The organism is Pseudomonas sp. GW823-FHT06E10, assembly GCF_058794995.1.
Map to the genome: position 1 here is coordinate 130401 of NZ_JBXAHJ010000017.1, position 19253 is coordinate 149653.

The 19253-nt window shown below is 59.9% G+C and carries 14 protein-coding genes; 8 read left to right on the forward strand and 6 right to left on the reverse strand.

Going from position 1 to position 19253, the window contains the following annotated elements:
• Positions 1–34 precede the first annotated feature (34 nt).
• Positions 35–907, reverse strand: coding sequence for a LysR family transcriptional regulator (locus AC1Q6Y_RS24130; protein ID WP_492625301.1), 873 nt, complete (start codon positions 905–907; stop codon positions 35–37).
• 77 nt (positions 908–984) lie between these two features.
• Here AC1Q6Y_RS24130 and AC1Q6Y_RS24135 point away from each other — a divergent pair, with 77 nt between their 5' ends.
• Entirely contained in the window at positions 985–1929 is a 945-nt protein-coding gene (locus tag AC1Q6Y_RS24135) for a DMT family transporter (protein WP_492625302.1), read from the forward strand.
• A 251-nt stretch (positions 1930–2180) separates the two neighbouring features.
• Positions 2181–3257: a 4-hydroxyphenylpyruvate dioxygenase gene (gene hppD, locus AC1Q6Y_RS24140; protein WP_057714671.1), complete on the forward strand. Its 1077-nt coding sequence runs from the start codon at positions 2181–2183 to the stop codon at positions 3255–3257.
• A gap of 126 nt (positions 3258–3383) precedes the next feature.
• On the opposite strand, the gene rarD is transcribed toward hppD, so the two are convergent.
• The 3 genes from rarD to AC1Q6Y_RS24155 form a co-directional block, all read right to left on the reverse strand.
• Positions 3384–4265, reverse strand: coding sequence for an EamA family transporter RarD (rarD, locus tag AC1Q6Y_RS24145; RefSeq protein WP_492625303.1), 882 nt, complete (start codon positions 4263–4265; stop codon positions 3384–3386).
• A 200-nt stretch (positions 4266–4465) separates the two neighbouring features.
• Entirely contained in the window at positions 4466–5473 is a 1008-nt protein-coding gene (locus AC1Q6Y_RS24150) for an aldo/keto reductase (protein WP_492625304.1), read from the reverse strand.
• 188 nt (positions 5474–5661) lie between these two features.
• The gene (locus tag AC1Q6Y_RS24155) at positions 5662–6972 is read right to left on the reverse strand and encodes an MFS transporter (RefSeq protein ID WP_150814056.1); all 1311 of its coding nucleotides are present in this window, start codon (positions 6970–6972) and stop codon (positions 5662–5664) included.
• A 170-nt stretch (positions 6973–7142) separates the two neighbouring features.
• On the opposite strand from AC1Q6Y_RS24155, the gene AC1Q6Y_RS24160 reads away from it, so the two are divergent.
• Together AC1Q6Y_RS24160 and AC1Q6Y_RS24165 are read left to right on the forward strand one after the other, a co-directional pair.
• Positions 7143–8264, forward strand: a complete 1122-nt coding sequence (locus AC1Q6Y_RS24160) for a sugar diacid recognition domain-containing protein (protein ID WP_090455446.1) — start codon at positions 7143–7145, stop codon at positions 8262–8264.
• Positions 8265–8521: 257 nt separating this feature from the next.
• Positions 8522–9658, forward strand: coding sequence for a glycerate kinase (locus tag AC1Q6Y_RS24165; RefSeq protein ID WP_489338589.1), 1137 nt, complete (start codon positions 8522–8524; stop codon positions 9656–9658).
• Positions 9659–9789: 131 nt separating this feature from the next.
• Here the strand turns inward: AC1Q6Y_RS24165 and AC1Q6Y_RS24170 are convergent, their stop codons facing one another.
• Positions 9790–10149 carry a DUF6124 family protein gene (locus tag AC1Q6Y_RS24170; protein WP_340312060.1) on the reverse strand — a complete coding sequence of 120 codons (360 nt, stop codon included), beginning with the start codon at positions 10147–10149 and terminating at the stop codon, positions 9790–9792.
• Between the two features lie 415 nt (positions 10150–10564).
• Between AC1Q6Y_RS24170 and AC1Q6Y_RS24175 the strand changes: the two genes are divergently transcribed.
• From AC1Q6Y_RS24175 to AC1Q6Y_RS24190, 4 genes are all read left to right on the forward strand, one after another.
• On the forward strand, positions 10565–11752 hold the full coding sequence (locus tag AC1Q6Y_RS24175; RefSeq protein ID WP_492625305.1) for a pyridoxal phosphate-dependent aminotransferase: 1188 nt from the start codon (positions 10565–10567) through the stop codon (positions 11750–11752).
• 258 nt (positions 11753–12010) lie between these two features.
• Positions 12011–14038, forward strand: coding sequence for a hypothetical protein (locus tag AC1Q6Y_RS24180; RefSeq protein ID WP_492625306.1), 2028 nt, complete (start codon positions 12011–12013; stop codon positions 14036–14038).
• A 240-nt stretch (positions 14039–14278) separates the two neighbouring features.
• Positions 14279–16486 carry an autotransporter outer membrane beta-barrel domain-containing protein gene (locus AC1Q6Y_RS24185; protein WP_492625307.1) on the forward strand — a complete coding sequence of 736 codons (2208 nt, stop codon included), beginning with the start codon at positions 14279–14281 and terminating at the stop codon, positions 16484–16486.
• Between the two features lie 126 nt (positions 16487–16612).
• Positions 16613–18082: a hypothetical protein gene (locus tag AC1Q6Y_RS24190; RefSeq protein WP_492625308.1), complete on the forward strand. Its 1470-nt coding sequence runs from the start codon at positions 16613–16615 to the stop codon at positions 18080–18082.
• A gap of 45 nt (positions 18083–18127) precedes the next feature.
• On the opposite strand, the gene AC1Q6Y_RS24195 is transcribed toward AC1Q6Y_RS24190, so the two are convergent.
• Positions 18128–19219, reverse strand: coding sequence for a fimbrial protein (locus AC1Q6Y_RS24195; protein ID WP_492625309.1), 1092 nt, complete (start codon positions 19217–19219; stop codon positions 18128–18130).
• Between the last annotated feature and the right edge of the window lie 34 nt (positions 19220–19253).

Sequence of the window (19253 nt, forward strand, 5' to 3'; positions counted from 1 at the left end):
GGCCATGATAGTTGGCCGTTGGCGGTTATGCCGCTCAACGCAAATCAAGGCTTTCGGCCAGCCTGATAAAGGCCAGCGTCGCGGGTGATGCCTGGCGTCGATCGAGCACCGCCAGGCCGACCTGGCGCAACACCGCCGGCGACAGAGGTTTTTTCACGCAGCGGCGGTCAATCTGATTAGGCAATGAACCTTCGGCAACCACCGTCACCCCGTCGCCACGAGCGACGACATCCAGGGTGCTGATCAACTGCGAGCAGCGATAACGGATATTGGGCGTCAGTCGGGCCACTGTGAACAGACGTGAAACCAGCTCCGAAGAACCGGCCTCGGTCAGCACGAACGGGAAGTCGCACAGATCCTTCAGGCTCAGGCTGTCGTGAACCGCCAGCGGGTGGTCGGCGGGCAGCAGCGCGACCATCTGGTCTTCGATCAGCGCGACCGTGTCGAAACGCTCCTCGGGCAACACCACAAAGCCTATGTCGATCCGCCGTTCCTCCAGCCACTGGAGTACCTGACGGTCGGGGCCCTCGTCGATATGCACCTCGATGCCGGGATGGGCGGCGCGGTACTGCTGCAGAATCAACGGCAGCAATTTGATCGATGAAGTCGGGCCGAAGGAGCCGATTCGCAGCGTGCCGCGTTTCATGCCCCTGGCATCGGCCGCTTCCTGGCGCAGGGTGTTGGCCAGGCCGAGCATCGCCCGGGCGCGCAGCAACAACTGCTGGCCAATGTCGCTCAGTTCGACCTGGGTTTGATGCCAGCGCAGCAGTTCGACACCCAACTCCAACTCCAGGGACTTCAAGGCATGGGACACCGCCGATTGGGAAATACCCAGGCGATTGGCCGCTGCCGTGAAGCCGTGGAGTTCGGCCACGAGGGAGAAAATCTCCAGTTGAGTGAGGGTCATGAGTGTTTGCTCATTTTACGATGACTGGGTATTAACCGAATGATACGGCATCTCTCCGACATCCGGTCCTGGAATCTATGACGATCTGCGAGCAAAGCCTGTCAAAACCATCGGATCTTCCGGTGTATCTGAAACTGGCGGCGGTCACCATGGTGTGGGGTGGCACCTTCGTTGCCGGACGCTATCTGGCCGCTGACCTCAGCCCGCTACTGGCTGCCAGCCTGCGGTTTCTGCTGGCCAGCGTGGCCTTGCTGCTGTTTATACGCATGGCACGCACACCGCTGGTCCGGCCCAGCCCCCGGCAATGGCTGCAATTGTCATTGCTTGGCTTTTTCGGGATATTTTTTTACAACCTGTGCTTCTTTTATGGCTTGCATTACATCAACGCTTCACGGGCATCCTTGATCGTGGCGCTGAATCCGGCGGTGATCGGCCTGGCTTCCTGGTTGCTGTTCAAGGAACGTTTGAATCGGGCGAAAGTCGTCGGCATTGCGATCTGCGTGGTGGGCGCGAGCATGGTGATCGTCAGTCGCGACCCGCAACTACTGGCCGGCGGCGCCGATGTCTGGCTCGGCGATTTGCTGATTTTCGGCTGTGTCCTCGGCTGGGGTGTCTACTCGCTGTTTTCCAAAGAGCTGAATCACACCCTGGGTCCGGTGCAAACGGTGACCTATTCGATCCTGCTGGGCACCGTCATGCTCTGGATGACCTGCATCGTGCGCGGCGAGGTGAGTGTCGCCGCGATCGCCCAGCTGGGTGCGCAGCAATGGTTGAGCCTTTTGTACCTGGGCGTGCTGGGGTCGGCGCTGGCGTACATCGGCTACTACGACGGCATTCGCAAAATCGGCGCGACCCGTTCCGGGGTGTTCATTGCCTTGAACCCGTTGACGGCGGTGATCCTTGGCGCACTGCTGCTGGATGAGCCGCTGACGCTGGCCATGTGCCTGGGTGGCGGGCTGATACTGGCGGGGATTTTCCTCTGCAACAAACCCCTTGCGCGGGCATGGAAAAAGGGGATTTGATACAGAAGGCGGACAAACTGATTTACGCTGTGTAGAATCGGGTTACGCATACAATAATAATCGTCTTCTGGCAGCAGAAGCCTCGCCCGCAAGAGCCTTGGGTCGAAAATGAAGATATTCGGGTTTCAACTGATCTACGGTGACTTTCTCGCCCGCAGTGTGCGGGGCATCTCCTGTGCGCCACCCACCGGTCTCAGCATTGCTTACAACTAACCTTTGTTAATTGATAAAAAAATGATGAGGCGCCGACCATGGCAGATTTATACGAAAACCCAATGGGCCTGATGGGCTTTGAATTCATCGAGCTCGCATCGCCGACCCCGAACACCCTGGAGCCGATCTTCGAGATCATGGGCTTCACCAAGGTGGCGACCCACCGTTCCAAGGACGTGCACCTGTATCGCCAGGGCGCGATCAACCTGATCCTCAACAACGAACCCCACAGCGTGGCTTCGTATTTCGCGGCCGAGCACGGTCCGTCGGTGTGCGGCATGGCGTTTCGCGTCAAGGATTCGCAAAAAGCCTACAAGCGTGCCCTGGAACTCGGCGCCCAGCCGATCCACATCGAAACCGGCCCGATGGAACTGAACCTGCCGGCGATCAAAGGCATCGGCGGCGCACCGCTGTACCTGATCGATCGTTTCGGCGAAGGCAGCTCGATCTATGACATCGACTTCGTGTTCATCGAAGGCGTCGACCGCCATCCGGTCGGTGCCGGCCTGAAGATCATCGATCACCTGACCCACAACGTGTATCGCGGTCGCATGGCCTACTGGGCCAACTTCTACGAGAAGCTGTTCAACTTCCGCGAAATCCGCTACTTCGACATCAAGGGCGAATACACCGGCCTGACCTCCAAGGCCATGACCGCACCCGATGGCATGATCCGTATCCCGCTGAACGAAGAGTCGTCCAAGGGCGCCGGGCAGATCGAAGAGTTCCTGATGCAGTTCAACGGCGAGGGCATCCAGCACGTTGCGTTCCTGTCCGATGACCTGATCAAGACCTGGGACCACCTGAAAAGCATCGGCATGCGCTTCATGACCGCGCCGCCTGAGACCTACTACGAAATGCTCGAAGGCCGTTTGCCGAACCACGGCGAGCCGGTGGACCAACTGCAGGCGCGGGGCATTTTGCTGGACGGTTCGTCCGAGTCGGGCGACAAGCGTCTGCTGCTGCAGATCTTCTCGGAAACCCTGATGGGGCCGGTGTTCTTCGAGTTCATCCAGCGCAAGGGCGACGACGGTTTCGGCGAAGGCAACTTCAAGGCGCTGTTCGAATCCATCGAGCGTGACCAGGTGCGTCGTGGTGTTCTCTCCACCGACTAAGCCGTTACACCGATAAAACTGTGGGAGCGAGCTTGCTCGCGATAGCGGTAGTTCATTCAACATTAATGTTGACTGACACACTGCAATCGCGAGCAAGCTCGCTCCCACATTTTGTTTTGCGTGTGCTTAAAGTCTGCGCTGCCGGACCAGATGCTTGAACCCTTCAAAAACCAGCACCAGCACGGCCATCCAGATCGGGATGTAGGTCAGCCATTCCCCGGCCTTGATGCTCTCTCCCAACAGCAACGCCACGCCCAGCAACAACACTGGTTCGACATAGCTCAACAAGCCGAACAGGCTGAACGGCAGCAAGCGGCTGGCAATGATGTAGACCACCAATGCCGATGCGCTGATCACGCCGAGCATCGGGATCAACAGCGATAACCATGGATGCTGTTCAAACACACCAAAACCTTGCGCGCCGCTCTGGACGAACCAGACTGCCACCGGCAGCGTCAATGCCATGTCCAGCCACAAGCCACCGAGGTTGTCCGCCGCCAGTCGTTTGCGCAGGACGAAGTAGGCCGGATAACCCACGCAGACCAGCAAGGTCGCCCAGGAAAAACCACCGACCTGATACACCTCGTTGACCACCCCCAGGCAGGCGAACACCACCGCGACTTTTTGCAGATAGGACAGACGCTCGCCGTAGGCCAGGCGACCGGTCAAGACCATGGTCAGCGGCAGCAGGAAATAGCCGAGCGATACGTCGAGGCTGTAGCCGTTCAACGGTGCCCACATGAACAGCCACAATTGCACGCCGAGCAGGGCAGAGGAGGCGATCAGCGCGCCCATCAGTTTCGGATTGGCCATGGCGCGCCGAACGATCTCCAGCACGCGCTTCCACTCCCCGGACACCACCATGAACACGGTCATGCACGGGACGGTCAGCAGCATGCGCCAACCGAAGATTTCCACGCCGCTCAAGGGGCTGAGCAGCGATGTGTAGTAGTACATGACGGCAAACAGCACCGAGGCTGAAACCGATAGAGCGATACCTTTAGACAAGCTGTCCTCGCGAGGTTGAAGGTGAAACGGGGGGCGGAGGATACGTGGTTTTTGTGCTGAATATTGTCCGGATGATCAATATTTCCAACGTCCCCTGTAGGAGCGAGCCTGCTCGCGATGAACGACCAGACACCGCGGGCAGGCAGGCTCCCCGCGTTATCGTTGACCACCATCGCGAGCAAGCTCGCTCCTACAGTGGTTTAAAGCGGTCTGCGGCCGGACACAAAATGGCTCACATCATTGAACCCCGGTGTCGACGCATGCCCCGGTGTCACCAGCGAATCGATGAACGCCTCATCCTCGGCCGTGATCTTCACCGCCTGCGCCTTAGTGTAGGCGTCCCATTGTTCTTCCGTGCGCGGCCCGACAATGGCCGAGGTCACGGCGCTGTTGTTCAGCACCCAGGCAATCGCGAACTCGACGATGCCGACGCCGCGTTCCTGAGTGTATTGCTGGATTTGCTGGGCGATGCGCAGGGATTCGACGCGCCATTCGGTTTCCAGGATGCGTTTGTCCTGGCGTCCGGCACGACTGTTGGCATCAGGTTTCACATCCGGTGCGTATTTGCCGCTGAGCACCCCGCGCGCCAGCGGGCTGTAGGGCACCACGCCAAGGCCGTAGCTTTGAGCCGCCGTGATCTGCTCGGTTTCTGCCTGGCGGTTGACGATGTTGTACAGCGGCTGGCTGATCACCGGCCGGTCAACGCCCAGTTTGTCGGCCACGCGAATGACTTCGGCGATGCGCCAGCCACGGTAGTTGGACAGGCCCCAGTAACGGATTTTCCCTTGACGGATCAAGTCACCGATGGCCGATACCGTGACCTCCAGCGGCGTATTGTGGTCTTCGCGGTGCAGGTAATAGATGTCGAGATAGTCGGTGCCCAGGCGTGTCAGGCTGGCATCGATGCCGTTGAACAGGTGCTTGCGGCTCAGGCCGCTGCGGTTGGGAACGCCGTCCACGGGACCGAAGCCGACCTTGGTGGCCAGCACCCATTCGTGGCGGCGGCTGGCGATGGCCTCGCCGACGATTTCCTCGGAACGGCCGTTGGTGTAGACGTCGGCGGTGTCGATGAAATTGATACCCTGGTCCCAGGCCTTGTCGATGATCCGCAGGGAATCTTCGGTGCTGGTCTGTTCGCCGAACATCATGGTGCCCAGGGTCAGGGTGGACACCTGCAGACCCGAATGACCCAGCGTGCGGTAGCTCATGAGCAAATCCTTTTACCAGTGGGAAAGGCTCAATCAGATACCAGAACCAATGCCGGGAGCAAACGCAAATCTCAAACACACACAAACCAACTGTAGGAGCGAGCTTGCTCGCGATGGAGTGTCAGCTACATGGGCGTGTCTGACACTCCTTCGCGAGCAAGCTCGCTCCCACAGGGGATTTGTGTTGATCAGGTGCGCAAGGTTCGGGTCATGCGCAACGCCAGCAAACTGCCGCAGACAATCACACCCGCCAGCAGGTACAGCGCCGCATCGGTCGAGCCGGTGCTGTCCTTGACCCAACCCACCAGGTACGGGCTGAGGAAACCGGCCATCTGCCCCATCGAGTTGATCAGCGCCAGGCCACCGGCGGCAGCGCCGGCACTCAGCAGGGCGGTCGGCACCGGCCAGAACATTGGCAGGCCGGTGAGGGCGCCCATGGTGGCGATGGTCAGACCAAGTATCGCGATGGCCGGGTTGGCGGCGAAGTTCACCGCGATCAGCAGCCCCAGCGCCCCCATCAGCATCGGCACCACCAAATGCCAGCGGCGTTCTTTGCGCAGGTCGGCTGAACGGCCGACCATTAGCATGAATACGGCGGCGAGCAGATACGGAATCGCGCTCAACCAGCCGATCACCAGGTTATCGCTGAAGCCCAGGTTCTTGATGATCGACGGCAGCCAGAAGTTGATCGCATAGACGCCACTCTGGATGCAGAAATAGATCAGGCCGAAAGCCCAGATCGCCGGGTTCTTGAACACCGCCAGCAGCGAATCGGTCGTGGTTTTCGGCTTGTTCGCCAGATCTTCGGCGTGGTCGGCTTCCAGCACCGAACGCTCAAACGGAGTCAGCCACTTGGCATTGGCGTAGCTGTCGCTGAGCAGGAAGTAAGCCAGCGCACCCAGGATGACGGTGGGAATGCCTTGCAGCAGGAACATCCACTGCCAGCCGGCGAGACCGCCCTGGCCGGCGGCGAAGTGGTTGAGAATCCACCCGGAGAACGGGCTGCCGAGCAGGCCGGATACCGGGATCGCCGACATGAACAAGGCCATGATGCGGCCACGGCGGAAGGTCGGGAACCACTGCGAGAGGTACAGCACCACGCCCGGGAAGAACCCGGCTTCGGCCGCGCCGGTGAACAGGCGCAGGGTATAGAACTCGGTCGGTGTGGTGACGAACAGCAGGCAGGTCGACAGGGTGCCCCAGGCAATCATCATCAGCGCAATCCAGCGCCGCGGGCCGAATTTGGTCAGGGCCAGGTTGCTTGGCACGCCGCACAGCACGTAACCGATAAAGAAGATGCCGGCGCCGAGGCCGTACACGGTTTCGCTGAACTTCAGTGCGTCGAGCATTTGCAGTTTGGCAAATCCAACGTTTACCCGGTCGAGGTAGTTGAACAGGTAGCAGATGAAAATGAAGGGGATCAAACGCAGGGTGATGCGCTTGTAGACGGCGTTTTTATCGTCAGCGATGGCGTCGGACGCTACGGCGCTCTGTGTCATGGCGGCTCTCTCTTTATTATGATTTTTTGCGATGCAAAGGGTAACGTTGATCGCCCAGAGAGTCTCGACCACCCTCAGGGTGGCTGTCTTTGTGCCTGAGCACAGGGTTTGCAACCAAGGCCTGTGCGGGTGAACAACCCGTTCCATCACTGTCTTCAAGGATCACTTGCATGTTCGAACTCGATCACGACCTGGCCCAGGACATCGTCGACCGGGCGATGGCTATCCTGCCGTACAACGTCAACGTCATGGACAGCCAGGGCTTGATCCTGGGCAGCGGCGAACCGGAGCGGGTCAACACCCGGCATGAGGGCGCGCAACTGGTATTGGCCAATGGCCGAGTGGTGGAGATCGATGCGCAGACGGCGATTCACCTCAAGGGCGTACAACCGGGGATCAACCTGCCATTGATGCTCGACCAGCGCCTGATTGGCGTGCTGGGCATCACCGGCGAACCCGAGCAACTGCGCACCTACGCCGAGCTGGTGCGCATGACCGCCGAAATGCTGGTGGGCCAGCGCAATCAGCAGGCCGAACAGCAATGGCGGCGCCAGCGCTGCGATGACTTGCTGGCGCTGCTTCTGAGCGAAGCCGGGGATTCTCCACGACTGGTCGATGAAGCGCAGCAGTTGGGCCTCAAACCACAAATGACTCGAGTGCCGTACTTGTTCGAACTGGGCCTGGAGCACGCACCAGGACAAACCGTCGAGGCACTGAGTGCCTGGTTGACGAGCCGTCATCCGGACAGTTGGTGCGTGAGCTCGGCCAAAACCTCGTTGCTCTGGTGCCGGCCGGCCAGCCAGACGGTCGAGAACGAGCGCTTGCTGGACAAACTCGACGGCCTGGGCTGGAACATCCTGCGCATTGCCGTGGGTGGGCAGGCCGATGGACTTTCCGGATTGCGTCGCTGCTATCGCCGGGTCGGTGACTTGCTGGCCTACGGGCGCGAAGTGCTGCCGCGCTCCCGATTGCTGACGCTCAACCGCTATCGGCTGCCGGTGATGCTCTGGCGCCACCGCAACGACGACGCCCTCGACGAATTGCTCAATCCGCTGCGCAAGGTCATTGCCAAAGACAGCAACGGCCAGTTGTTGGCCACCCTGCGCAGCTGGTGCGAACACGACGGCCAGAGCCAGGCCTGCGCCGATGCACTGGGCATCCATCGCAACAGCCTGCGGTATCGCATGGAGCGGATTGCCGAGCTGAGTGGGGTTGATCCATTGCGACTGGACGGCATGCTCGCACTCTACCTTGGCGTGCAACTGCTGCCCGAGTCAGACACCCATCCATGAATCACGCAATTGCCCTGTGGGAGCGAGCTTGCTCGCGATAGCGGTGTGTCAGCGACATTAATGCTGACTGATGCGCCGCCATCGCGAGCAAGCTCGCTCCCACAGTTATTTGTGGTGGTGCACAGATTTGTGGACGATGCCGCTCCCGCCGGGTTTTGTGGAAATGAACAATAATCCTCAACACCGCTTGTGCAGCGGCCCGGCGTTATTGTTCATGGCGGCTGGCAGCATGTGGGCATTGGAACTGGAGAATTCCCATGAAAATCGTGATCGCCCCCGATTCGTTCAAGGACAGCCTCAGCGCCCAAGGCGTGGCCGATGCCATTGCATTGGGATTGGCGCAGGTCTGGCCTGATGCCCAACTGATCAAATGCCCGATGGCCGACGGCGGGGAAGGGACTGTCGAGTCGATCCTGGCCGCGTGCGAAGGCCAGCAGCGCCGCACCCTGGTTCGCGGGCCGCTGGGGGCCACGGTGGAAGCCGCCTGGGGCTGGTTGCCCCAGAGCCACACCGCAATCATCGAAATGGCCGAAGCCAGCGGTTTGCAGTTGGTCCCGGTGGCGCAACGGGATGCGTGCATCAGCAGCACTTTCGGGACCGGGCAATTGATCCGCGCCGCGCTGGATGCCGGTGCACAACGGGTGATCCTGGCGATTGGCGGCAGTGCGACCAATGACGGTGGTGCCGGCGCCATGCAGGCCCTGGGTGTGAAGTTGCTCGACGCTCAGGGGCAGACGCTGTCACCGGGCGGCCTCGCCCTTGGGCAATTGGCCCGCGTCGACCTGAGCGAAATTGATCCGCGCCTGGCCCAGGTGCGCTTCGACATCGCCGCCGACGTCAACAACCCGCTGTGCGGCCCCCACGGTGCCTCGGCGATTTTCGGCCCGCAAAAAGGCGCTTCGCCCGTGCAGGTCGAGCAACTGGACCGCGCCCTGGGGCACTTTGCCGACCATTGTGCGCAAGCCTTGAACAACGACGTGCGCGACGAGCCGGGCAGTGGCGCGGCGGGCGGCCTGGGGTTTGCCGCCAAGGCGTTCCTCGGTGCGCAATTCACGGCCGGGGTCGAGGTGGTTGCCGAACTGGTGGGGCTGGCCGACGCCGTTGCAGGCGCCGATCTGGTGATCACCGGTGAAGGGCGTTTCGATGCGCAAACCCTGCGCGGCAAGACGCCATTTGGTGTGGCGCGGGTCGCCCGGGAACACGGCGTGCCGGTCATTGTCATCGCCGGCACCTTGGGCGAGGGCTATCAGGCACTGTACGAGCACGGCATCGACGCTGCGTTTGCCCTGGCAAGCGGGCCGATGACCCTGGAACAGGCTTGTGCCGAAGCGCCGCGCTTGTTGCGTGAGCGGGCGACCGATGTGGCGCGGGTTTGGCGGCTGGCCAGTCGCTGACCTTTCGAACACCCCAGTCCCTGTGGGAGCGAGCTTGCTCGCGATGACGGTGTGTCAGCGACATCAATGCTGACTGACATACCGCTATCGCGAGCAAGCTCGCTCCCACAGGTTTTTTGAGTGTTGGCGGACTATTCAGGCGGATCAATCTGATCCAGCACCCGGTTCGCCGTGATCTCCGCCAGCATCACGCTGTTGGAAATCCCCAGCAGCGCATTGCGCGACCCGCCGTCCAGATGATCCACCAACTGGTGAACCATCACGTCGACTGAGGCGAGCGTTTCCACCAGGTAAACCACCAGGGTTTCGGTGGTGGCTTCAGGGTTCACGGTAAACAGTGTGCCGGGAGTACGCGGCGTGGCTTTGATGTCGGCGATCGAGGGGAAGTGAAAGGCGAGGGCGCGTTCGGCGGCTTCGTTGAGCTTTTTTGAATCGGGTTCGTACGGGGACACCGGATCGGTGTCCGGCGGGTTGGGTGTGACCTTGAACATCAACTAGATCCTTATATGGAGTGCCATCCCTTTTGCTGCTAAACGAAAGAGGAGGCAGCTGTACGCAGGTTAGCAGACCGGGGATCTAGTAAACCGGCGCGCCCGAAGGCGCCCTGCGCACAGCTACCATCGAGTGCAGACATGGGAATGCCTGACTGATAGCGCCTATGCACTTCACTAGAAAACCACCGGGCTGCTAAACCCGATCACTGATGAGCAGTGACACGAATCAAGTTACCGATGGCCTCCCAAGCGCACAAGCCGGCGGATTCTGGCGCAAGCGTAGGCAACGGCGCAAGGTCCTGTGGCTTTCATGAAGTAACCTTAAACACCATTAAACACGCGCTCGCGAGGTGCCGTGTTGCGCGATTTGAGATAGGGTTGTGGCCAGGAACACGCGCGACAGGAGAACGCCATGCGCTACTCAGCCTTGACCCAACGAATCGCCGGTGACGGAGCGGCAGCCTGGCGGATTCACGATCGAGCGCTGGCGCTGCGCGAGCAGGGTGTCGATGTCTTGCTGCTATCGATCGGCGACCCGGATTTCGACACCCCACAACCCATCGTCCAGGCCGCGATTGGCAGTTTGCTGGCCGGCGACACGCACTACCCGGCGGTGCGCGGCAGCCAAGGCCTGCGCGACAGCATCGCCCGCCATCATCGCCGGCGCAGCGGCCAGGCCGTGGATGCGCAGCACGTGATCGTATTCCCCGGGGCGCAGTGCGCGGTGTATTCGGTTGCGCAATGCCTGCTCGACCCGGGGGACGAAGTGCTCGTCGCCGAGCCGATGTACGTGACCTACGAAGGCGTGTTCGGTGCCTGCGGGGCGAAAGTGGTGCCGGTGCCGGTGCGCTCGCAGAACGGCTTTCGGGTCGATCCGGCCGATGTCGCGGCACTGATCACGCCGAACACCCGCGCGATGTTGCTCAACAGCCCGAACAACCCCTCCGGCGCCAGCCTGTCGCTGACGGCCTGGAAAGCGCTGGCCGCATTGTGCATTCGCCATGACCTGTGGTTGATCAGCGACGAGGTGTACAGCGAGTTGCTGTTCGAGGGCGAGCACATCAGCCCCGCGAGTTTACCGGGCATGGCCGAACGCACGGCGACGATCAATAGCCTGTCGAAATCCCACGCCATGAGTGGCTGGCGGGTGGGCTGGGTCATCGGGCCGCAATCGCTGTGTGAACATTTGGTGAATCTGTCGTTGTGCATGCTGTTCGGCATTCCGGACTTCATCCAGAACGCCGCGCAATTGGCGCTGGATGAAAACCTGCCGCACGTGGCGCAGATGCGTGAGGAATATCGCCAGCGTCGCGACCTGGTGTGTGCCAGTTTGAATCTGTGCCCTGGCATCCAGGCGATTCGCCCCGATGGCGGCATGTTCGTGATGGTCGACGTGCGCCAGACCGGGTTGTCCGCCCAACATTTTGCCGAGCGGCTGCTGGACGGTTATGGCGTGTCGGTGCTGGCCGGCGAAGCCTTCGGGCCGAGTGCGGCGGGGCATATTCGCATCGGTCTGGTGGTGGATCGGCCGAAGCTGGCGGACGCCTGCCGACGTATCGTGATGTGTGCGACGAATATGCTTGAAGGGCGGCGGGCCTGATTTTTTCGTCGCGGTCTTGAGCTCTTCTTCACCGTTTTGAACCCTGCGCCCCCCATCCTTCCTGCGCAGGGAATCGGCACCCACCTGTCAACTTTGACAGTATCGCTTTTTTTTTCATGAGCGTTTAATCCGCCCAAGGTCAGTTTGGCTTGCTGCGCTGGACCATTTTTTGGCTTGCCCGCAACGCCCACGCTGTTGACCTATGGATCAGCCGTAGCGCTGCCTATGGCTCAAATGGCGTGACAGGAGGGTAAGAGCATGTCGATCGATCAGGACATCCGGGCGCAACAGGAAGCGAACAGCGCCTATCTGAAAATGCGCTCCAAGTATCGGGCAAAGCTTGCCGACATGGAGTTGATTATTGCCTCGGACGCTTTTGCGGACGCCGCAACCAAGCTCCTCCATGGGCCAAGACTGAAGGACAATGGCGGGCTCAAGGTCAAAGTCCCGGAGTGGGAAAACAAGGCGCCACTCGCTGGTATGGAAGAAACAGTCGAACTGCAGATTGACCCTGGTTCAGGCACCTTTTCAACAGTAGCCTCTCATGTGTTCACGATGCCAACCGATGGTGGCACGTATCCCGAAACCTTTCCGTTTGACATGTTAATCCCGACCAATGCGCTGCCGGATGACGCGACGTGCCGCCTGCGCTACAAACTGTTTGATTTTGCGGAGGACGAATTTGACTCCTTGATCACCACGGTCATTTGCGATCGACTACCGCCTTATAAACACGATGCGCCAAAGGCGCCGGTATTTGCAGGGGACTACCTCGACGATGTGTTGCTGCCGGTCGATGGCAAATTGTCCATGACCATCCCTGGCTACGGGGATTGGCAAGCCACTGATGTAATTGCCGTGTACCTGGTTGATGAAGACAACATCCCGGAAGACCCCACCACTACCCCCCCGATTTATGTCGGGCCGGCGCCCGCACCGGGCGTCACCGATAGCAAAGTCGACATTGACGCGAACAAGATCCGCGCGTTTGGTGATGCCAAGGCGCTGGTTACCTATGCCTTGCGCGATAAAGCGTTCAACGACAGCCCGCCGGCGCTTTACAAAAAAGTCAGCCTCACGTTCGGCCCGTTGCCCACCAACTTGTTCGCGCCGCGTGTGCCGCAAGCCAACCCCGGCCCCTTGAACATGCAGCATGTTGCTCACGGTGTGAGTACATGGATCTTCAGGTTTGACAACGCCAAAGGCGGGGATCGCATTCGTTTGCAGTGGGGAGCTCAGGTCTTGGGCGACCACGATCTGGGAAGCGTTCCACCCTCGGATATTGAAATACAGGTGTTGCCCAACAACCTGATGCTTGAAGACTATGGACGGACGACGACCGGGGTGAAATCAACGCGGGTAAGCTACCACGTTGTTCGCCAGGGACGCTTGTTCGGTCCAGTGGGTGACGACTTTGACGTCAACTTTGAGGTGGCTGTGCCATGGCCCGACCCATGGCCGCCGGTAGACTGGCCCAACCCGATCCACCCGGGCCTGCTCGAAGGTGAAGTCAAGAACTTCGATGCGACCCGGACCAATGAACTGACCCGGGCCGATAAGGACAAGGACGCCACCTACCACTTCGATTGGTACAGCGACGCGAAGAATGGCCACATCATCGACTTTTACTGGAACGGCGAGCGTGTGGTCGAGGCGCAGGTCAAATTTGACGATGCCGATCCCGAGCATGTGCCGGGCGGTCCTTACCAGGTCGACATTCCCTGGTCGTACATCAAAAAGGGCGGCAACGGTAATCCGGTGCCCGTCCACTACCGGGTGAGCGCGCCGGGCCTGGTGAACGATCTGTACTCGCCAACAACGAATGTCGTGGTCAATGCGATTGCAGTAGAGCTGCCCCGTGCGAGTTTTCCCACCATTCCCGTTCCCGATGGCTTCCCGCGTTGTGGCGCTCTGGAACCGGATGGATCGCTCAAAGCCGATATGCCGGACCTGACCGGTTTGCTTGTGTCGGGGGACAAGATCAGTGTCATCGTCACACCCATGAGAGGCAACCTGGGCTCCGCCGAGGATCCGATTATCGGCGCGGAGTTCGAGGCGGACTTTACGCTCGGTACCACCGGGTTCCCGGTGACGGGATTCACGTTTCTAGTGCAGCCGTACGATAAACATATCCTGCCGCTTTACGACGAAAACCCAACTCGTGTAGGTCGCCTGAAGATTCAGTATTTCTTCAATGACGGCACCGAAGACATTGAATCGGAGCCGTGGATCGTTCGCACAGCGTTCAGCACACCGACGGGATCCTGCCCGATTACGGGCCCTTAGCTTGATTATGCCGGGTCGGCACGGACTGCTTCGGTTCGTATCGACCCGGATCCGGCGGCAGGTTTGTTCACACTCAAACCAAACGGCCCGTTGAGCGGTGCCAAGCGTTTTGAGGATAAATCCTACATACCGCAAGTACGCATTTTACTTAGGATCGCCGTCCCTAAACCGCCCGACCCGGTTCAACGGCATCCTGTCGGCGCGAATTTACAGTCCGTTGGTGTATTCAGGAGCGACCCTATGCGACTCACTCATTCATTTCCCGTCACACCGCTTGCGTACTGGTTCAAACTGGCCACGTTGACGCCATTATTCCTGATTGCCCCAAGCGCGCTGGCGGACTTGATTGATGGCCGGAGCAAAACCATCGACGGCTCTGTTGCGGCTGATGAGTATCGACTGATCAACGCGGCCAGCCTGACGGCGAATGGCGCCACCACCCGGGAAATTAGCGCGCAAACCGGTTCGAAGGTGACGCTCAACGGCACGGCGGTCAATGCAACGGGTACCGCCAATGGCGTTCGGCTGTCCGGGAGCGAGGCGACTATTGCCAATAAAAGCAGAGTGGTCAGCGCCAGCACCGGGTTGAGTCTGATACGTGCTGGCAGGTCAGCCTCGAGTGCGACGGTCAGCGACAGTGAAATCGTCGGTGGTAACCGTGGCGCCACCGTCAGCGCCGAGAGCCAACTGACGCTGCAATCCGGTGCACGCGTCATCGGTACCAATGCCGCCAGCATCGGCATCGAAGCGTTTGGCAGCAGAATATCCGCCACTGACGGCACCGTCATGGGTGGGCTCAATGGGGTCAGGCTGTTCAGCAATGATTTGATTACCGACGATGCGCTGGTTTTGAACAACAGCCATGTCGAGGGAGTCAATGGCTCGGCGATTGTTATACAAGGCGTGAACCAGACCAACAGTGAGCAGGTCAATATCGAGGTCAATAATGGTTCCACGCTCAAAGGTGGCAACGGCATATTGCTGGAAGTGCTCAATGGCGCGGCGGCCAACTTCGCGGTCAACAACAGTCACCTCGTCGGCGATATCGTCGTGGCCGACGGCAGCAGCGCCGAAGTGCTGCTGGACCGCGCCGCAACCTTGACCGGGCGCCTGGAAAACGTCGAGAACCTGACCGTCAACAACGATGCACGCTGGGTGATGGTCGGTGACGGCAGTGTCAAAAACCTTTCGCTAAACGGCGGTGGCGTCCAGTTCGGCAACCCGGGGCAGTATTTCAATCTCTCCGTGGAAACCCTGTCGGGTACGGGGGGAACGTTCTATATGCACAACGACTTCACCACCGGGCAGGTGGATACCCTGACCGTGTCTGGCAATGCCAGTGGCAACCATCTTGTCGCCCTCGACAGCCAGGGCACTGAACCGGTAGGGGCAGGCTCCAAGGCCGTGGTGAGTATCGGCTCGGGTGACGCCACCTTTGCCTTGGCCGGTGGTGCCGTGGACCTCGGGGCGTTTTCCTACGACCTGATCAAGCAAGGCGACAACGACTGGGTCCTGGACACGGCCACACGGGCGATCAGCCCTGGTACACAGTCGGTCATGGCGTTGTTCAACGCGGCCCCGACGGTCTGGTACGGTGAACTCAGCACGTTGCGCACCCGCATGGGCGAGGTGCGCATGGATCAGGGCAAGGCCGGTGGCTGGATCCGTGCCTACGGCAATAAATACAACGTGAGTGACAGCGCCGGCGTAGCCTACAAGCAAACCCAGCAAGGTATTTCGTTCGGTGCCGATGCGCCGCTGCCCATGGGCGACGGGCAATGGCTGGTCGGTGTGCTCGGCGGTTACAGCCAGTCCGACCTGGACATGAGCCGTGGCACGAGCGGTGAAGTCGACAGCTACTACCTGGGTGCCTATACCACCTGGCTGGACGCGCAGAGCGGCTATTACTTCGACGGTGTCGTCAAATACAACCGGTTCCAGAACGAATCCGACGTTCGACTCAGCGACGGCAAGAAAACCAAGGGCAATTACGACACTGACGGCATCGGTGCGTCGCTGGAGTTTGGGCGAAACATCAAGCTGGCGGATGACTACTTTGTCGAGCCCTACGCTCAACTGTCCGGTGTGATGATCGATGGCGCCGATTACGACCTGGACAACGGCCTGGCCGCCAAAGGTGATCGTGTGCATTCCTTGCTCGGTAAAGTGGGTACCACGGTGGGTCGCAACTTTACCTGGGCGCAAGGTAAAACGGTCCAGCCGTACCTGCGTGCCGCGTACGTACACGAGTTTGCCAAGAACAGCGATGTCGAGGTCAATGACAACCGTTTCAGTACCGACCTGTCGGGCTCTCGTGGCGAGTTGGGCGCGGGCGTGGCCATGGCGGTGACTGACAAGGTTTCCACGCATGTGGACCTTGAATACAGCAATGGCGACAAGATAGAGCAGCCTTGGGGCTTCAACGTGGGCGCGCGCTATAGCTGGTAAACATTTGGCTTGATCTCGACCCGTCTGTAGGCCAATGCACTACCGGTTCAATGTTCTTTTCATGAGGCAAAGAAGAGAAACCTGTCGGGGGTTTTTCTTCTTTGTTTTTTTCGAGGAGTTTTGTTCATGGTCAAGTCCAGCAGTGTCCGCTCTTCCCGCAACCCGGAAATGCCCCCGCCCAAGATCGATGGGCTACTGCCGGATGTTCCGGGCGGTGAAACCAATCTGTTGCCGGAGGCATTGACCCATACCGATCTGAAAGTCTGGTTTACCGTAGCGGAGAACTCCCATCCCGAAATTGCCGAGGAAACAGTCGAGCTGTTCGTTGATGGCAACCCGAATGCACTGGTGACTCGCCGGTGGAACCAGCCGATCGAGAACACGGATCGTTATCTCGAAATACCCCAGGCTTGGTTGCGCAATAACGATGGCGAACACCTGTTCAATTACAGGGTGACGATTTTCAACGGCGCGTCAGCGGATTCATTCGACCTGCCGTTGACACTTGATACACAACAGCCCTTGCTCGCAGCTGACAGCAAGCTGATTTTCCCGCCCGAAGTCCTGCCGCCCAACGCCATCACCGCCGCTTACCTCGCCGACCCGGCCAACAACGATCAGGTGTTGGCAACGCTGCCCGACTACAACACAAAAAAGGTAGGGGATGTGATCAGCGTTTATTTGGAAACTTCCCCGGGCGGGCAGCAAGTCGCTTATACAAAAACACTCGCTGAAGCTGACCTGGGCAAGCCTGTGCAGGTGGTCTTTTCCGGTGATCTGCTTCGCCGTACCAACGGTAATTTTTTTGCAACCTATCGGGTGCGTGACAGGGCGGGCAACGGCGACGATGTGTTGTCCAGACCGGTCGAGCTCATCGTCAATATCCGCCCACCCACCCCGCGCAAATTTCCCACGGTCAAGGAAGCGTCGAGTTCACCCGCTGGCACCGGTGTGTTGAATCCATTCAGAGGCGTAAGCGGCATCACGGTGGTGGTGCCCAAGGACGAAATCGACCCGGGAGAAGAGGTGACCGTGGATTTCATCGGACTGGGTGGCGAAAGTGGGGTCGGTTCTGTGGTGGGCGTCAGGCCGACTGTCACCGGGGGGCTGGAGTTCGCCATTGCGGCTGCCATCGTCGCGGCAAACATTCCGGTCCAGGGCGATGGCCGCAAGGTCGAGGTCCGTTATCGGGCCGGTACCAGCGTTTCCGCGACCTTCACCCTGAGCATCGATGAAATATCGTCAACGTCCTTCGGTTCGGTCGAATGCGACAAGGCGCAGATCGGCTCCCCGGCGACGCTCTCCAAGGCCACCGTTGCCCAGTCGGGCGCGAATATCCAGATAGAAGAGTGGGCGTACCATACGGACTCACAGTTGATCAACGTGTGGGCGGTGGCGGCCTCGGTTAAGACCGACTTTCTCACTGCTGGACCGACCCCGATTTCCGGTGGCGGGAAGTTCTCCACCCCTTTGCCCAAGGATTACGTTGCGGCGCTGGCACTCAACAGCACGTTCACCTTGTACGCCGGCGTCAGTTTTGATCAGGGCCATAGCTACCGTCCTTTCAGGACGATGCAGATAAAATTGATTGTGTGATCAAGGGGCTCGCCCCCCGGCAAGCGGACCTGCCGGGGGGGAGGCTTACATGTAGGTAATGGTAAAGGCCAGTGACGCATTCGCCGAACCCGCCGAGACGTCCGAGGTCGGGCCGGTCTGATAATAACGGGCGTTGAATTCCAGGAGCATGCCGCCGCTGGCCGGAATGTTGCCTTGTTCTACATCGCTCTCCAATTCCACGGGCGTCATGGCATCGTGTTCCAGTATCTGAATACCGACACCCTTGGCGGTGGCACCACTGCCCAGACTGAACAAACCCTTGCCGGCATCCAGCGTGGTGGAGCCCGCCACCGGGTCCAGCCGAATACGCGCTTTGGCCACGAACCCGCCCGACGGGTCGGAAATGCAGGAGTTCAATGCAATGCTGAAAGGAACAGCCAGGGTGGTATGACCCTCGCCCTTGAAGTCGGTGTCTGGCCATTCGCCAAGCTTGACCGGGTCGGCACTCACCGGGTTGGTGGACAATGTGCATTCTGCCTGGGTGACCGAGCCGCTCAAGGCCAGGCTGAAAGCATTGGGCACGTCGGTGAAGGAGGCCTTGAACATTTCATTGCTGGACTCCAGCAGGTGCGTGCCTCGGCCGATCCGCCCGGTTTTTATGAGTGTGACCGTGCCGCGTAGCACCGAATGCTGCAGCGCGAACGGTGTGCTGAAGTCGATGTAGCCGTCGAAGGGCACCGTACTGTCAACCGAGTTGAGCTTCCAGAAGCCAGGGGTGGCTCCGTCATACGGACTGCCCAGTTTGATCAGTGCTCCAACGCCATCGATATTGGTGGCAAGCACCGTTCCGCTCGCCGGAGCACCGTTCAGTCTTGGTGCCGGGCCGGGTGCCGGTGGGGCGGTTGCCATGGCATTGAACGTCAGCCGCGCACCGTCCGTTATACAAAAAACAGACAAGCCACCGCCACTCAGATGAAATGGTCGCTCGATCGGACCGATCGGATCGCCGATTTTGGCGTCTCGAGGAATGTATTGCACATCCATGTTGGCGACATAGTTGATCGGACCGGCATTGCCGTTAGCCCAGTAGCAGCCGTTGGCGTAAGCTGAATTGACGGGCAACAGTCCACAGGTGGCGAGCGTGAGCAGAACGCCTGAGAGTATTTTTTTCGACATGCTGTGTTCCTGAAAAAAGCACCCGGCGCGCGTA

What these genes read in the sequence shown, in the direction of transcription:
- AC1Q6Y_RS24170 (WP_340312060.1), bottom strand. Translation starts at nt 10,149, where the DNA reads ATGTTCAAGGTCACACCCAACCCGCCGGACACCGATCCGGTGTCCCCG.
- AC1Q6Y_RS24160 (WP_090455446.1), top strand. Translation starts at nt 7,143, where the DNA reads ATGTTCGAACTCGATCACGACCTGGCCCAGGACATCGTCGACCGGGCG.
- AC1Q6Y_RS24195 (WP_492625309.1), bottom strand. Translation starts at nt 19,219, where the DNA reads ATGTCGAAAAAAATACTCTCAGGCGTTCTGCTCACGCTCGCCACCTGT.
- AC1Q6Y_RS24180 (WP_492625306.1), top strand. Translation starts at nt 12,011, where the DNA reads ATGTCGATCGATCAGGACATCCGGGCGCAACAGGAAGCGAACAGCGCC.
- hppD (WP_057714671.1), top strand. Translation starts at nt 2,181, where the DNA reads ATGGCAGATTTATACGAAAACCCAATGGGCCTGATGGGCTTTGAATTC.
- AC1Q6Y_RS24190 (WP_492625308.1), top strand. Translation starts at nt 16,613, where the DNA reads ATGGTCAAGTCCAGCAGTGTCCGCTCTTCCCGCAACCCGGAAATGCCC.
- AC1Q6Y_RS24155 (WP_150814056.1), bottom strand. Translation starts at nt 6,972, where the DNA reads ATGACACAGAGCGCCGTAGCGTCCGACGCCATCGCTGACGATAAAAAC.
- AC1Q6Y_RS24175 (WP_492625305.1), top strand. Translation starts at nt 10,565, where the DNA reads ATGCGCTACTCAGCCTTGACCCAACGAATCGCCGGTGACGGAGCGGCA.
- AC1Q6Y_RS24135 (WP_492625302.1), top strand. Translation starts at nt 985, where the DNA reads ATGACGATCTGCGAGCAAAGCCTGTCAAAACCATCGGATCTTCCGGTG.
- AC1Q6Y_RS24165 (WP_489338589.1), top strand. Translation starts at nt 8,522, where the DNA reads ATGAAAATCGTGATCGCCCCCGATTCGTTCAAGGACAGCCTCAGCGCC.
- AC1Q6Y_RS24150 (WP_492625304.1), bottom strand. Translation starts at nt 5,473, where the DNA reads ATGAGCTACCGCACGCTGGGTCATTCGGGTCTGCAGGTGTCCACCCTG.
- AC1Q6Y_RS24130 (WP_492625301.1), bottom strand. Translation starts at nt 907, where the DNA reads ATGACCCTCACTCAACTGGAGATTTTCTCCCTCGTGGCCGAACTCCAC.
- AC1Q6Y_RS24185 (WP_492625307.1), top strand. Translation starts at nt 14,279, where the DNA reads ATGCGACTCACTCATTCATTTCCCGTCACACCGCTTGCGTACTGGTTC.